This is a genomic window from Reyranella sp. GW821-FHT14A01 (genome assembly GCF_058803965.1).
The window spans coordinates 346762-360069 of sequence record NZ_JBXAPM010000003.1 but is presented as its reverse complement, the minus strand read 5'-3'; the positions used below and the strand labels follow the sequence as shown (position 1 = coordinate 360069).

General features: G+C 66.8%; 13 protein-coding genes. 10 read left to right on the top strand and 3 right to left on the bottom strand.

Translation table 11 applies throughout. The features are described from left to right. Positions 1 to 69: 69 nt before the first annotated feature. On the bottom strand, positions 70 to 2082 hold the full coding sequence (parE, locus tag AC1ROX_RS08395) for a DNA topoisomerase IV subunit B (RefSeq protein WP_493124305.1): 2013 nt from the start codon (positions 2080 to 2082) through the stop codon (positions 70 to 72). 109 nt (positions 2083 to 2191) lie between these two features. On the opposite strand from parE, the gene AC1ROX_RS08390 reads away from it, so the two are divergent. From AC1ROX_RS08390 to prpB, 5 genes are read left to right on the top strand one after another with little or no spacing between them, the layout of a single operon-like run. Continuing rightward, entirely contained in the window at positions 2192 to 2578 is a 387-nt protein-coding gene (locus AC1ROX_RS08390; RefSeq protein WP_493124303.1) for an acyl-CoA thioesterase, read from the top strand. Next, positions 2575 to 3249 carry a DUF1007 family protein gene (locus AC1ROX_RS08385; RefSeq protein WP_493124301.1) on the top strand — a complete coding sequence of 225 codons (675 nt, stop codon included), beginning with the start codon at positions 2575 to 2577 and terminating at the stop codon, positions 3247 to 3249. Before AC1ROX_RS08390 ends, AC1ROX_RS08385 begins: the two co-directional genes overlap by 4 nt. Beyond that, positions 3246 to 4172 carry a HoxN/HupN/NixA family nickel/cobalt transporter gene (locus AC1ROX_RS08380; RefSeq protein WP_493124299.1) on the top strand — a complete coding sequence of 309 codons (927 nt, stop codon included), beginning with the start codon at positions 3246 to 3248 and terminating at the stop codon, positions 4170 to 4172. Before AC1ROX_RS08385 ends, AC1ROX_RS08380 begins: the two co-directional genes overlap by 4 nt. Before the next feature lie 5 nt (positions 4173 to 4177). Then, complete coding sequence (locus tag AC1ROX_RS08375; protein WP_493124297.1) at positions 4178 to 5068, top strand: DMT family transporter; 891 nt, start codon at positions 4178 to 4180, stop codon at positions 5066 to 5068. Between the two features lie 12 nt (positions 5069 to 5080). Next, complete coding sequence (gene prpB / locus AC1ROX_RS08370; protein WP_493124294.1) at positions 5081 to 6004, top strand: methylisocitrate lyase; 924 nt, start codon at positions 5081 to 5083, stop codon at positions 6002 to 6004. Positions 6005 to 6082: 78 nt separating this feature from the next. Here the strand turns inward: prpB and AC1ROX_RS08365 are convergent, their stop codons facing one another. Together AC1ROX_RS08365 and AC1ROX_RS08360 are read right to left on the bottom strand one after the other, a co-directional pair. After that, positions 6083 to 7486: an amidase gene (locus AC1ROX_RS08365; protein ID WP_493124292.1), complete on the bottom strand. Its 1404-nt coding sequence runs from the start codon at positions 7484 to 7486 to the stop codon at positions 6083 to 6085. Between the two features lie 13 nt (positions 7487 to 7499). Further along, positions 7500 to 8243: an SDR family NAD(P)-dependent oxidoreductase gene (locus AC1ROX_RS08360; protein WP_493124290.1), complete on the bottom strand. Its 744-nt coding sequence runs from the start codon at positions 8241 to 8243 to the stop codon at positions 7500 to 7502. A gap of 119 nt (positions 8244 to 8362) precedes the next feature. Between AC1ROX_RS08360 and AC1ROX_RS08355 the strand changes: the two genes are divergently transcribed. From AC1ROX_RS08355 to AC1ROX_RS08335, 5 genes are read left to right on the top strand one after another with little or no spacing between them, the layout of a single operon-like run. Next, the gene (locus AC1ROX_RS08355) at positions 8363 to 9286 is read left to right on the top strand and encodes an AAA family ATPase (protein ID WP_493124288.1); all 924 of its coding nucleotides are present in this window, start codon (positions 8363 to 8365) and stop codon (positions 9284 to 9286) included. A gap of 7 nt (positions 9287 to 9293) precedes the next feature. Further along, positions 9294 to 10553 carry a vWA domain-containing protein gene (locus AC1ROX_RS08350; RefSeq protein WP_493124286.1) on the top strand — a complete coding sequence of 420 codons (1260 nt, stop codon included), beginning with the start codon at positions 9294 to 9296 and terminating at the stop codon, positions 10551 to 10553. Between the two features lie 3 nt (positions 10554 to 10556). Then, positions 10557 to 10877 carry an XdhC family protein gene (locus tag AC1ROX_RS08345; protein WP_493110780.1) on the top strand — a complete coding sequence of 107 codons (321 nt, stop codon included), beginning with the start codon at positions 10557 to 10559 and terminating at the stop codon, positions 10875 to 10877. Then, complete coding sequence (locus AC1ROX_RS08340; protein ID WP_493124284.1) at positions 10877 to 11605, top strand: XdhC family protein; 729 nt, start codon at positions 10877 to 10879, stop codon at positions 11603 to 11605. The genes AC1ROX_RS08345 and AC1ROX_RS08340 overlap by 1 nt, the downstream gene beginning before the upstream one ends. Then, positions 11602 to 13254: an NTP transferase domain-containing protein gene (locus AC1ROX_RS08335; protein ID WP_493124282.1), complete on the top strand. Its 1653-nt coding sequence runs from the start codon at positions 11602 to 11604 to the stop codon at positions 13252 to 13254. Before AC1ROX_RS08340 ends, AC1ROX_RS08335 begins: the two co-directional genes overlap by 4 nt. Positions 13255 to 13308: the final 54 nt, after the last annotated feature.

The window sequence follows — 13308 nt, the reverse complement described above, 5'->3', positions numbered from 1 at the left end:
CATACGCCCGGCACACCTCCGGGGATGTCACTTTTCTGCGTGTGGCGCGTAAACCTGCCGTAAGCCGGGTCAGACGTCGAGGTCGCGCGCGAACTTGGCGTTCTCCTGGATGAAGGCGTAGCGCTTCTCCGGCTTGCGGCCCATCAGGTCCTCGACGAGGGTGCGGGTGCGCATGTCATCGACCCGGGAGTCCGGCTCGGACTCGCTGATCAGCGGCACGTCGACCTTCAGCAGAACGCGCTTGCTCGGGTCCATGGTCGTCTCGCGCAGATGCACCGACTGCATCTCGCCCAGGCCCTTGAAGCGCGTGATGTCGGCCTTGCCGTTGAACACCGTGCGGATCAACTCATCCCGCTGCGCGTCGTCCTGGGCATATTCGGTGCGGCCGCCCTTGCTCAGGCGGAACAGCGGCGGCTGGGCCAGGAACAGATGGCCGTTCTGGATGAGCTTCGGCATCTCACGGTAGAAGAACGTCATCAGCAGCGAGGCGATGTGCGCGCCGTCGACGTCGGCGTCGGTCATGATGATGACCCGCTCGTAGCGCAGGCGGTCGTCGTTGTAGTGGTTGCCGGCGCCGCAGCCCAGGGCCTGGATCAGGTCCTGGATTTCCTGGTTCTCGCGCATCTTCTCGGAGGTGGCGCTGGCCACGTTCAGTATCTTGCCGCGCAGCGGCAGGATGGCCTGGGTCTCGCGGTTGCGTGCGGCCTTGGCCGAACCGCCGGCCGAATCGCCCTCGACCAGGAAGATCTCAGTGCCGATCGAGGCCGAGCTGGAGCAGTCGGCGAGCTTGCCCGGCAGGCGCAGCTTGCGCGTCGCCGTCTTGCGCTGCTGTTCGCGATCCTGGCGGCGGCGCAGACGCTCCTCGGCCTTGGCCACGACATGCTCGAGCAAGACGTTGCCCGCTTCCTTGTCGCCGATCAGCCAGTGCTCGAAATTGTCGCCGACGATCGTTTCGACGATCTTCGTCGCCTCGACGCTGACCAGCTTTTCCTTGGTCTGGCCCTGGAACTGCGGCTGCTCGATGAAGACCGAGACGAGGGCGGCGGAACCGTCGATCACGTCGTCGGCGGTGATGACCGAGCCCTTGCGGTTGCCGGTCAGCTCGGCGTAGCGTTTGAGGCCGCGCACCAGCGCGCTGCGGAAGCCCGATTCGTGCGTGCCGCCCTCGGCGGTCGGCACGGTATTGCAGTAGGAGCGGACGAAGCCTTCCTCGTCGTTCGGCCACCACACGGCCCACTCGACCTTACCGTTGCTGTCGCTCTTGGCCTCGCCGGCGAAGGGCTGCGGCACGACGGTCGGCCGCTGGCCGATCTCGGAGGTGACATAGTCCTTGAGGCCGCCGGGGAAGTGGAACGTCTCTTCCTCGGGGATCTCGCCGCTCTTCGGGAGCAGGGACTTGTCGCACTTCCAGCGGATCTCGACGCCGCGGAACAGGTAACCCTTGGAGCGCACCATCTTGTAGAGGCGCTCAGGCACGAACTGCTGCTTGCCGAATATCTCCGGGTCGGGATGGAAGGTGACGGTCGTGCCGCGCCGGTTGGGGGCGGGACCCGCCGATTTGAGTTTGTTGACGGGCAGGCCGCGCGAGAAACTTTGCGTCCAGGCCTGGCGGTCGCGCGCGACCTCCACGACGAGATCGTCCGACAGGGCGTTCACGACCGAGGCGCCGACGCCGTGCAGGCCGCCCGACGTGGCGTAGACCTTGCTGTTGAACTTGCCGCCTGCGTGCAGCGTGGTGAGGATCACCTCCAGCGCCGACTTGTTCTTGAACTTCGGGTGCGGATCGACCGGCATGCCGCGGCCATTGTCGCGGATCGCGACGTAATTCCCCGGCAGCATCTCCAGCCAGATCGTGTCGGCATGGCCGGCGACGGCCTCGTCCATGGAGTTGTCCAGGATCTCGGCCACGAGATGATGCATGGCCCGTTCATCGGTGCCGCCGATATACATGCCGGGGCGCTTGCGGACGGGTTCGAGCCCCTCCAGCACCTCGATGTCCTGGGCCGTGTAGGAATTTTCCTTCGGCCCCGCGGCACGCTTGCCGCCGCCAGACCGATCGAAGAGATCGCCGTTTCGTGCCATGCCTGCTTCTTGTCTTTCCTCGGCCGCGCGAGGGGATCGCTTGGTGGCCGGTAGGGCATGGGTATGGTAGCAAAAACACGCGAAAGCAACCACATCCGGTGAGGAATTGATGTCCGAAAGTCGCCGCGATCCGATCGTAAGGACCGTTCCGCAGCCCGCCGACATGAACGGAAATGGCGACATTTTCGGCGGTTGGGTGCTGAGCCAGATGGATATCGCGGGCGGCTCGCTCGCGGCCCGGGTGGCGAAGGGGCGGGTGGCCACGGTGGCGATCACGGCCATGACCTTCGTCCAGCCGATCAAGGTGGGAGACATGGTGTCGATCTATGGGGAAGTCGTGAAGGTCGGCCGGACGTCGATCACCATCGGGCTCGAGACCGTGGTGCAGCGTCGTCACGAGGAAACCGACATCCGGGTGACCCACGGTACCTTCGTGTTCGTGGCGATCGACGACGAGGGCAAGCCGCGCGCCGTACCGCAGGACAACCTCGCATGAGGCGGCTGCTCGCCGCGATCCTGGCTGCCGTGACGCTGGTTGTCCCCGCGGCGGCCTTTGCCCACCCGCACATCATCGTCCAGCAGGTCGTGCGCATGGTCGCCAAGGACGGCAACTACACCCATGTTGAGATCGAATGGCGCTTCGACCCGTTCTCCAGCGAGGTCGAGATCCCGCTGATCGACGAGGACAAGAACGGCAAGTTCTCCGCCCGCGAGACCAAGCTGCTGTCCGACGAGATGATGCCCGAGCTGGGCAAGTACGGGTACCTGAGCTGGATCAACACCGGCGGGAAGGATTTCCGGCCGCCCAAGGCGCCACAATTCTCCGCCCGCATCGACGATCCGGCGAGCTTCATCCCGCCGGAATGGGACCGCAACGCCGGCGACAATGCCGGCATGCCGATGCCGACCAACAAGCGCGCCGATCCCGCCCAGGGCCCGCGCAAGCAGGGGCCGCGCAACCTCGTCTACGTCATGCGCTTCGCGCTGCCCGAACCTTCCAGGCTCGTATCGATCGCGACCTACGATCCGGAGGACTTCATCCGCATCGAGGTCGACAAGGCCTCGGTCCCGGCCCACTGCACCTTGGGCAAGTCTCCAACCCATAAGGCCGAGTTCATACGTGGCTATCCCGTTTTTGCCGATGTGGTGACATGCCAGCTTCCGTGAGGACTTCCGCTCTGCGTTCGCCCTTCCTGTGGGTCGGGCTTCTCCTGCTCGTCGCGCTCGGCGGCGCGCTGGTGTTCAGCGACGGCGTCGCCGAACTGGCCCGCTATTCGGCGGAGTACCAGCGCCGCATCAACCAAGTCCTCTCGACTTCGCTGCGCGACGTGCAGTCGGGCACGGGCTCGCTGGCGCTGTGGACGCTGGTCACCGTCTGCTTCGGCTATGGCGTCGTGCACACGCTGGGGCCGGGGCACGGCAAGGCTGTCGTGGTGGCCTACTTCCTCGACAGCAGCCGGCCGCGCGCCTGGATCGAGGGCATTCTTGCCGGCGGCTGGATCGCCTTCACCCATACGCTGGCCGCACTGCTGCTGGCCGGCGCGCTGAAGCTCTCCTCGACGGTGGGCCTGCTGGGTGCGATGCGCGAGGTGCGCAACGTCGAGATCGTCTCCTATACGTTGATCCTGCTGGTCGGCTTCTGGCGCCTGTGGGCCGGCATCACCGGCCGTCTGCATGAGCATCCCCACGGCGAACACGATCATGGGCACGACCACGGTCATCATCACGACCATGGCCACGATCACCACCATCATCACCACGATCACGAGCCGCCGCAGCGCACGATCGCCGGCTGGCTGCTGCTGACGGCGGCCGGCATCGCGCCCTGCGCCGGCGCGCTGATCATCATTCTTCTGGCGATCGCGCTCGATGTGCTGTGGGCGGGCGTCGTCGGCGTCATCGCTATCGCGCTCGGCATGGCGATCACCCTGGCGGCCATCGGCATGGCCTCGATGGTGGCGCACCGGCTGATCATCGCCGAGGGGCGCTCGCAGGAGATCGGCCGCTTCACGGCCATCGCCGCCTCGCTGATCGTCATCGCCACGGGCGGCACCCTGCTGCTGGGCTCGCTCGAACGCTTCCTGCGCTGAGACAAGTGGCCGAGCTCAGACCACCCAGCCGAACCTCGAGGCCATTGCTGGGCGTGCTTTTCATGTGCACGGCCTGCGCGCTGTTCCCGGTCATGAACGGACTGGTGAAGCTGCTGGCCGCGACCTACGACCCGCAGGAGATCGTCTGGTTCCGGATCATCCTGCATCTCGTGCTGGTGGCCGCCGTCTTCATGCCGCGCATGGGGCTGGGGCTGCTGCGCACGCGCCGCATCGGCACGCAGTTCGTCAGCTCGGTGATGATGATGCTCTCGACGCTGTTCTTCTTCTCGGCGGTGAAATCCATTCCGGTCGCCGAGGCGATCGCCGTCACCTTCGTGGCGCCGCTCGCCGTCGTGCTGCTCGCATGGCCGTTGCTGGGCGAGCGCATCACCGTCTTCCGGATGGCCGCCGTGATCGTGGGCTTCGTCGGCGTGCTGATCGTGATCCGGCCAGGCAGCGCGGTCTTCCAGTGGCAATCGCTGCTGCTGCTGTGCAGCGCGATCTGCTACGCGATGTACCAGATCCTGATCCGGCGTCTCGCGGGCATCGACGCGCCGGCCACGTCGATCTTCTACAGCGTCCTCTTGGGCGCGATCATCATGTCGGCCTGGCTGCCGTTCCATTGGAAGACGCCGACAGGCTGGGTCGACCTGGCGCTGCTCTGCTCGCTTGGGGCGTTGGGCGCGCTGGGCCACTATTGCGTCGCCAAGGCCCTGACCTATGCCTCGGCCAACTTCGTGGCGCCGTTCAACTATACGCAGATGATCGGGTCGGTCATCGTGGGCTACCTGATGTTCGCCGAAGTGCCTGATTTCTACACCTGGCTCGGGACGGCCGTGGTCGTCGGCGCGGGCCTCATGGTCGGCTGGCAGGGACGCAAGCCGCAAAAAAGCTGAAGGGGAGAAGCCATGCCGTATCTCGTTGCAGCCGACCTTCCGACGGAGCCGGCCGGCCTCCGTTTCCGCACCCTGCTTGAACGGCCGCAGATCCTGCGCATGCCCGGCACGCACAACGGCATCGCGGCCTTGCAGGCGGCCAAGGCAGGCTTCGAGGCGCTCTATCTCTCGGGCGCGGCCATGTCGTCCTCGATGGGCCTGCCCGATCTCGGCGTCATCACGGTCGACGAGGTCTGCTTCTTCATCCGCCAGGTCGCTCGCTCCTCGGGCCTCCCGGTCCTGGTCGATGGCGACACCGGCTACGGCGAGGCGCTGAACGTCATGCACATGGTGCGAGCCTTCGAGGAGGCGGGCGCCGCCGCCGTCCATCTCGAGGACCAGCTCCTTCCGAAGAAATGCGGCCACCTGAACAACAAGAAACTCGCCGAGCTGCACGACATGGCGGCCAAGGTCGCCGCCGCCGCCAAGGCGCGCCGCAATCTGTTCATCATTGCGCGCACCGACGCGGCGGCGAGCGAGGGCATCGACGGCGCCGTGGCACGCGCGAAGCTCTACATCGAGGCCGGCGCCGATGCGATCTTCCCCGAGGCGCTCACCAACGCCGACATGTTCCGCGCCTTCGCCAAGGCGATGCCCGGCGTGAAGCTTTTGGCCAACATGACCGAGTTCGGCCGCACGCCATTCTTCACAGCCTCGGAGTTCGAGGCGATGGGCTACCGGATGGTGATCTGGCCTGTCTCGGCGCTACGCGCCGCCAACAAGGCGCAGGAGGGCGTGTTCGCCGCCATCCAGCGCGACGGCGGTACGCAAAACGTGATCGACCGCATGCAGACCCGGCAGGAACTCTACGACACGATTCGCTACCACGAGTACGAGGCGCTCGACGCGTCGCTGGTGAAGACGGTCGTGCCTCAGGGCATGCCGCAGCGGGATTGAGCTGGGGGCGCGTCACTCCAGTGACGCGTCATGCGGTGTTGCAACAGAAGACGCGTCACTGGAGTGACGCGCCCCCAGCTACAGACCCAGCGCCAACAGGTCCGGGGTACGTTTGTGGAAGTCGGTGGCGTCCTGCAGCGCCTTGCCGATCTTGAGCACAGTGCCCTCGGCGTAGGGCTTGCCGAGGAGCTGGATGCCGACTGGCAGGCCCTTTGAGAAGCCGTTTGGCAGCGACAGGCCGCAGAGGCCGAGATAGTTACCGGGGCGCGTCATCAGCGAGATGGCGGGCGAGGTTTCGTCGACGTCGGCGACCGGGATCGCGCCCGAAGCCAGGGTCGGCGTCAGTAAAGCGTCGTAGGGCGCCATCCACTTGTTGAACGCCACGCGGCGCTCCGCCATGCGGCGCAGCTCCTCGGCATAGAGGGCCGGGGCGAAGCCCTTGGCGGCCATCGCGCGGCCGCGCACGCCGGCGCCGATCGGCTGGTTCATATCCTCGATCCAGCCGCGATGCAGCGACCACAGTTCCGAGGCCGAGATCGATCCTGCACCGACACCGAGATTGAAATACCATTCGGGAATCTTCACCGGCTCGACGATGGCGCCCAGTTCTTCCAGCTTTTTGGCCGACGCCTGCCAGGCTTCGAGCACGTCGGCGTGGCACTCCGGCAGCGCCGAGGCGTCGGGCAGGGCGATGCGCATGCCCTTGATCGAGCCACCGCGGGTTGAGGCGGTGAAATCCTCAAGCGGCTGGTTGAGTGTCGTCGGATCGCGCGGGTCGGGCGCGGCCAATGCGTTGAGCATCAGGGCGCAGTCCTCGACGGAGCGCGTCATCGGGCCGATCGAATCGAGGGTCCACGACAGGAGCATCGTGCCGTGCAGGCTGATGCGGCCGAACGTGACCTTGAGCCCCACGAGGCCATTGAAGGCGCAGGGGATGCGCACCGAACCGCCGGTGTCGCTGCCGATACCCGCGGGCGTCAGCCGCGCCGCCACGGCGACACCGGTGCCGCTCGACGAGCCGCCCGGCGTGCGATGGGTCTTGAGGTCCCAGGGATTCCACGGCGTGCCCATCAGCGGATTGGTGCCCCAGCCGCCGAAGGCGAACTCGACCATGTGCAGCTTGCCGAGCGGCACCATGCCGGCGGCGGTCAGGCGCTCCACCGTGTTCGACGTCTCGGTCGCGACGCGCTTCTCCCACATCTTCGAGCCGCCGGTGCCGATGCGGCCGGCGATATCGCAGAGATCCTTGTAGGCGACCGGCAGGCCGTGCAGCGGCGGCAGCGGGAAGCCCGAGGCGCGCGCGGCGTCGGCGCCGTCGGCGATGGCGCGCGCTTCCTTGGCATAGACCTCGGAGAAGGCGTGCAGCTTGCCGTCGGCCTTTTCGATGCGGGCGAGCAGGGCGTCGATCACTTCGCGGGAGGAGAAACGCTTTGCAGCGAGGCCGACGGAGAGTTCCGTCAGCGTGAGTTCATGCAGAGACATCAGTAGGTCGCCCTTAATAAGTTGCTCTGCCACCAGAGAGATCGAAAGCCGCGCCTGTCGCGAAGGTGCAATGGGAGGAGGCAAGCCACGCGACCATCTCGGCCACTTCCGCGACCTCGCCGAAGCGGTTCATCGGAATCTTCGAGAGCATGTAGTTGATGTGCTGCTCGGTCATCTGGCTGAACAACTCCGTCTTCACCACCGCCGGCGCGACGCAGTTCACCAGCACGCCGCTCGTAGCAAGTTCCTTGCCGAGCGACTTGGTGAGGCCGATGACGCCGGCCTTCGAAGCGGAGTAGGCCGAGGCGTTCGGGTTGCCTTCCTTGCCGGCGACCGAGGCGATGTTGACGATGCGGCCCCAGCCGCGCGCCACCATCCCGTCGACCACCACACGGTTGGTCAGGAAGACGCCGGTCAGGTTGATGTCGATCACCTGCCGCCAGGCGTCGACGGGATATTTGGCCACGGTCGTGTTGGGGCCGGTGATGCCGGCGCTGGCGACCAGGATGTCCGGCGGCGCCAGCAGCTTCTCGGTCTCTGCGAGCGCCTTGGCGACGTCGGCCTCGCTCGTCACATCGACTGCGATGGCGACCGCACCCTTCAGGGCGGCGGCGGATTGCTGGGTGCGATCGAGATCGCGGTCCCAGAGGGCCACGCGCCCGCCGCCTTCGGTGATCTTCGCAGCACAGGCCAGACCGATTCCGCGCGCACCGCCCGTCACGATGGCAGTCCTGCCCTTGAACAACCCGTCCTCCATGCTTTCCTCCCAAATCCTTGAATTATCTCGCAATTCCTACCATATCGGCGCACCGGACCATCCGCTACACTGGCCGCCATACTGGCGCTTCAGCGTCTCCAAGCGTTTTCGGGAGTTTCATGTCTTCGCCCATGCCGGCGTCCATCGACGCCACCGTCGAGTTGCTGAAAGGCGGCGACTATATCGCCGACCGCAGCCTCGCCACCGTCCTCTATCTCGCCCTCAAGCTCGGGCGGCCGTTGTTCTGCGAAGGCGAGGCGGGTGTCGGCAAGACCGAGATCGCCAAGGTGCTGGCGCAGACCCTGAAGCGGCCACTGATCCGCCTGCAATGCTACGAGGGCCTCGACGTCGCCTCGGCGGTTTACGAGTGGAACTATGCCCGCCAGATGATCGAGATCCGCCTCGCCGAAGCGCAGGGCGTGCATGACCGCAACGAAATCGCGGCCGACATCTTCGATGAGAAGTTCCTGATCCGCCGTCCGCTGCTCGAAGCGCTGCAGCCGCATGTCGACGGCGCGCCGATCCTGCTGATCGACGAGCTGGACCGCACCGACGAGCCGTTCGAGGCCTATCTGCTGGAAGTGCTCTCGGACTTCCAGGTGACGATCCCGGAGCTCGGCACGGTGAAGGCGGCGGAACGGCCGATCGTCATCATCACCTCGAACCGCACGCGCGAGATCCACGACGCGCTGAAGCGGCGCTGCTTCTATCACTGGGTCGACTATCCCGACCTGAAGCGCGAGCTGGAGATCCTCAGGGTCAAGGCGCCTGGGGCCAGCGAGCGCCTGTCGCGCCAGGTCGTGGGTTTCGTCCAGGAGCTGCGCAAGCTCGACCTGTTCAAAGCGCCCGGCGTTGCCGAGACGATCGACTGGTCGACCGCGCTGTCGGAACTCGACGCGCTCGACCTCGATCCGCGCACGATCAACGACACGCTGGGCGTGCTGCTCAAGTACCAGGACGACATCCAGCGCCTGCAGGGCTCGGAAGCGGCCGAGATCCTGCGCAAGGTGAAGTCCGATATCGCCGCCCAGCCGCTGGGCTGAACCGTCCATGGACACGCTGCCCGATCCGCCGGCCGGGCTTCCGGGACGCGAGCCGCGCGACGGCAAGCTCGCCAGCAACATCGTGCATTTCGCGCGGACGCTGCGCACGGCGGGCCTGCGCGTCGGGCCGGGGCAGATCCTGCGCGCCATCGAGGCGGTGGAGGCGGCGGGGCTGCGCAATCGCGACGACTTCTACTGGACGCTCCATTCGGTGTTCGTGAACCGCCGCGACCAGCGGGAGATCTTCGACCAGGCCTTCCACGTCTACTGGCGCAATCCGCGCCTGCTCGAGAAGATGATGGACATGCTGCTGCCGCAGATCGACGTGCCGGCCCAGCAGGACAAGGGCAAGCAGCTCAGCCGCCGCCTGCAGGAAGCGCTGCAGCCGGGGCAGGGCGAGGCGCCGGAACAATCCGAGGAGCCGCCGGAAGTCGAGGTCGAGGCAACCTTCACCGTGTCGGACCGCGAGGTCCTGCAGACGCGCGACTTCGAGCAGATGTCCCAGGCCGAGATCGACGAGGCGCTGCGGGCCATCTCCCGGTTGCGCCTGCCGGTACCGGAGCGCAAGACGCGCCGCTACCAGCCGGCGCGCCGCGGCCCGAGGGTCGACTTCCGCGCCTCGCTGCGCCGCGCGCTGCGCCCCGAGGGGCTGACGGAACTGCGCAAGCGCGAGCCGCGCCAACGGCCGCCGCCACTGGTCATCCTGTGCGACATCTCCGGCTCGATGGCCCGCTACACGCGCATGTTCCTGCATTTCATGCACGCCATCACCAACGACCGCGACCGGGTCTACTGCTTCACCTTCGGCACGCGCCTGTCGAACGTGACGCGCGCCTTGCGCAACCGTGACGTCGATATCGCCTTGCAGAAGGCATCGTCGCAGGTCGAGGACTGGTCGGGCGGCACGCGCATCGGCCAGGCGCTGCACGAGTTCAACAACAAGTGGTCGCGCCGCGTCCTGGGGCAGGGTGCGGTCGTTCTCCTCATCACCGACGGGCTCGATCGCGAGGGGGCGAGCGGTTTGGATGAGGAAATGGAACGCTTGCATAAATCCTGCTCACGCATGATCTGGCTCAACCCGCTCTTGCGGTACGGCGGCTATGAGCCCAAATCTCAGGGCAACAAGGCCATGTTGCCGCACGTCGACGAATTCAGGCCCGTCCACAATCTGGAGAGCCTGTCCGGCCTGATCGCGGCGCTGGGTTCCCGCACTGTCGGGCCCGACAAACGCCTGGCGGGATGGCAGACCGAACTTCGCAAGGAGTAGACCATGAGCGATGCACTTGAAGTTCTCGATCAGGTCGGCAAGTGGAAGGCCGACGGCAAGGGCGTTGCGGTCGCCACGGTGATCGTCACCTGGGGATCCTCGCCGCGCCCGGTCGGCAGCCAGCTCGGCGTCGACGATGCCGGCAACATGGTGGGCTCGGTCTCCGGCGGTTGTATCGAAGGCGCCGTCGTCCGGGAGGCGCTCGACGCCATCAAGGACGGAAAGCCGCGTCTGCTCGATTTCGGCGTGACCGACGAGCAGGCCTGGGATGTCGGCCTGGCCTGCGGCGGCAAGGTCCAGGTCTTCGTCGAGAAGGTGAACTGATGAGGGCCGAGACTCTTACCGCCCTCCAGGAAGCGCGCGCCAAGCGGCGGGCGGTGACGCTCGCCACCCGCTTGAGCGATGCCGCCGAAGCGTTGGTCTATCGGGATGACGCGAAGGGCGAGCTCGCGGGCGATGCCGCGATCCTCTCGGCTGCGCAGCGTGCCATGGATATCGGCAAGAGCGAGACGATCGACGTCGGCGGCGCCAAGATCTTCCTGAACGTCTACGTGCCGCCGCCGCGATTGATCATCGTGGGCGCGGTGCATATCGCGCAGTCGCTGGCGCCGATGGCGGCCATGCTCGAATTCGACGTCACGGTCGTCGATCCGCGCGGCGCCTGGGCGACGACGCAACGCTTTCCCGGCGTGAAGGTGATCCAGGACTGGGCCGACGAGGCCTTCCAGGCGATGGGCCTCGACGTCTCGACCGCCGTCGTGACCCTGACGCACGATCCCAAGCTCGACGATCCGGCGCTCGAATCGGCGCTCAAGTCCGACGTCTTCTACATTGGCGCACTGGGCAGCCGGAAAACCCACGCCAAGCGCAAGGAGCGCCTGGCCGAGGTCGGCATCACCGACGAGATGTTCACCCGCGTGCATGGGCCGGTCGGTCTCAACATCGGCGCCAAGTCGCCGGCCGAGATCGCCGTGTCGATCCTGGGCCAGATCATCGAGGTGCGGGCGCGCCGCCTCGAAGCTTTGTCGGCCCCGAAGGTGGCCGCAGCGTGAGATTCGGCGAGACACCGATCGACGAGGCCAGCGGCGCCATCCTGGCGCACAGCCGGCGCGCCGACGGCATCAATTTCTCCAAGGGCCGCATCCTCTCGGACGATGATATCGCACGCCTGAAGGAGGCCGGCGTCTCGACGGTGGTCGCCGCGCGTCTCGACGCCGACGACATGCACGAGGACGAGGCCGCGGCGACGGTCGCGAAGGCACTGGCGGGCGAGGGGATCGACGTTACCGCAGCCTTCACCGGCCGCTGCAATCATTTCGCCCGCGAAGCCGGGCTCGCCGTGCTCGACCAGGGACGCATCGATGCGCTGAACGAGCTCGATGAATCGGTGACGGTCGCCACGCTTCCTCCGTTTGCCCGCGTCGAGCCGCGCCAGATGGTGGCGACGGTGAAGATCATTCCCTACGGCGCACCGAAGACGGCGGTGGCGCGTGCCGTCGGCGTGGCCAAGGAAGCCAACCGGCCGATGATCTCGGTCGCGCCCTTCCACGCGATGCGCGCGGGACTCGTTCAGACCAAGCTCCCGGGAACGCGCGACAAGGTTCTCGACAAGGCGGTCGGCACGACCACCAAGCGCCTGACCTCGCTCGGCAGCACGCTGAACGGCGAGCGCCGCGTTGCGCACGATGCCAAGGCGATTGCCGATGCGTTGGCGGAACTGAAGTCCGAGGGCTGCGACCTGTTCCTGATCGCCGGCGCCTCGGCGATCGTCGACCGCAACGATGTCGTGCCGGCCGGCATCGAAGCGGCAGGCGGCAAGGTCATCCATTTCGGCATGCCGGTCGATCCCGGCAACCTGCTGCTGACCGGCGAGCTCGATGGCATGCCGGTGCTCGGCCTGCCGGGCTGCGCCAAGTCGCCCAAGTACAACGGCTTCGACATGGTGCTGGAGCGTCTCGCCGCGCGTCTGCCGGTCGGGCGCGCCGAGATCGTGCGCATGGGCGCGGGCGGGTTGCTGGCGGAAATCCCCACGCGGCCGCAGCCGCGCGACGAGACCGAATCCGACGAAGCCGGGCCGCAGCAGGCGCCGCGCGTTGCAGTGTTGGTGCTGGCCGCCGGCCGCTCCACCCGCATGGGCGGGCCGAACAAGCTGCTGGCCGAGGCCGACGGCGCGCCGCTGGTGGTGCATGCCGTGAAGGCGGCACTCGCCTCACAGGCGGTCGAGGTCGTAGTCGTGCTGGGTCATATGGCCGGCGAGATTCGTCCGGTGGTCGAGAAGGCGATACCGCCAAAGTCGCGGGTACGCTTCGTCACCAATCCCGATTTCGCCGAAGGCCTCAGCACTTCGGTGCGCACCGGCATCGGCGCGCTGCCGACGACTGTCGATGCGGCGGTCGTCCAGCTCGGCGACATGCCAGGCGTCGGCGCCCCGCTGCTCAACCGGTTGATGGCCGCCTTCAGCCCGGTCGAGGGCCGCTCGATCTGCGTGCCGACCGTTGGCGGCAAGCGCGGCAATCCCGTCCTGTGGGCGCGCCGCTTCTTCGCCGAGATGGCGAAACTGTCCGGCGACAGCGGCGCCAAGCACCTGATCGGCGAGCACGCCGATCTCGTCTGCGAGGTCGAGATGACGGGCGAGGCTGCGATCACCGACATCGACACACCCGAGGCGCTGGCAGCGTGGCGGGCGAGGGTACCGGCATGATGTCTTGCTGGGAGCGCGCGACTCCAGTCGCGCTCATGCATCATGACAACCGCG

Bases quoted from the DNA above. Each gene is read 5' to 3' on its own strand.
- parE (WP_493124305.1), bottom strand. From the start codon at position 2,082: ATGGCACGAAACGGCGATCTCTTCGATCGGTCTGGCGGCGGCAAGCGT.
- AC1ROX_RS08390 (WP_493124303.1), top strand. From the start codon at position 2,192: ATGTCCGAAAGTCGCCGCGATCCGATCGTAAGGACCGTTCCGCAGCCC.
- AC1ROX_RS08385 (WP_493124301.1), top strand. From the start codon at position 2,575: ATGAGGCGGCTGCTCGCCGCGATCCTGGCTGCCGTGACGCTGGTTGTC.
- prpB (WP_493124294.1), top strand. From the start codon at position 5,081: ATGCCGTATCTCGTTGCAGCCGACCTTCCGACGGAGCCGGCCGGCCTC.
- AC1ROX_RS08365 (WP_493124292.1), bottom strand. From the start codon at position 7,486: ATGTCTCTGCATGAACTCACGCTGACGGAACTCTCCGTCGGCCTCGCT.
- AC1ROX_RS08360 (WP_493124290.1), bottom strand. From the start codon at position 8,243: ATGGAGGACGGGTTGTTCAAGGGCAGGACTGCCATCGTGACGGGCGGT.
- AC1ROX_RS08355 (WP_493124288.1), top strand. From the start codon at position 8,363: ATGTCTTCGCCCATGCCGGCGTCCATCGACGCCACCGTCGAGTTGCTG.
- AC1ROX_RS08350 (WP_493124286.1), top strand. From the start codon at position 9,294: ATGGACACGCTGCCCGATCCGCCGGCCGGGCTTCCGGGACGCGAGCCG.
- AC1ROX_RS08345 (WP_493110780.1), top strand. From the start codon at position 10,557: ATGAGCGATGCACTTGAAGTTCTCGATCAGGTCGGCAAGTGGAAGGCC.
- AC1ROX_RS08340 (WP_493124284.1), top strand. From the start codon at position 10,877: ATGAGGGCCGAGACTCTTACCGCCCTCCAGGAAGCGCGCGCCAAGCGG.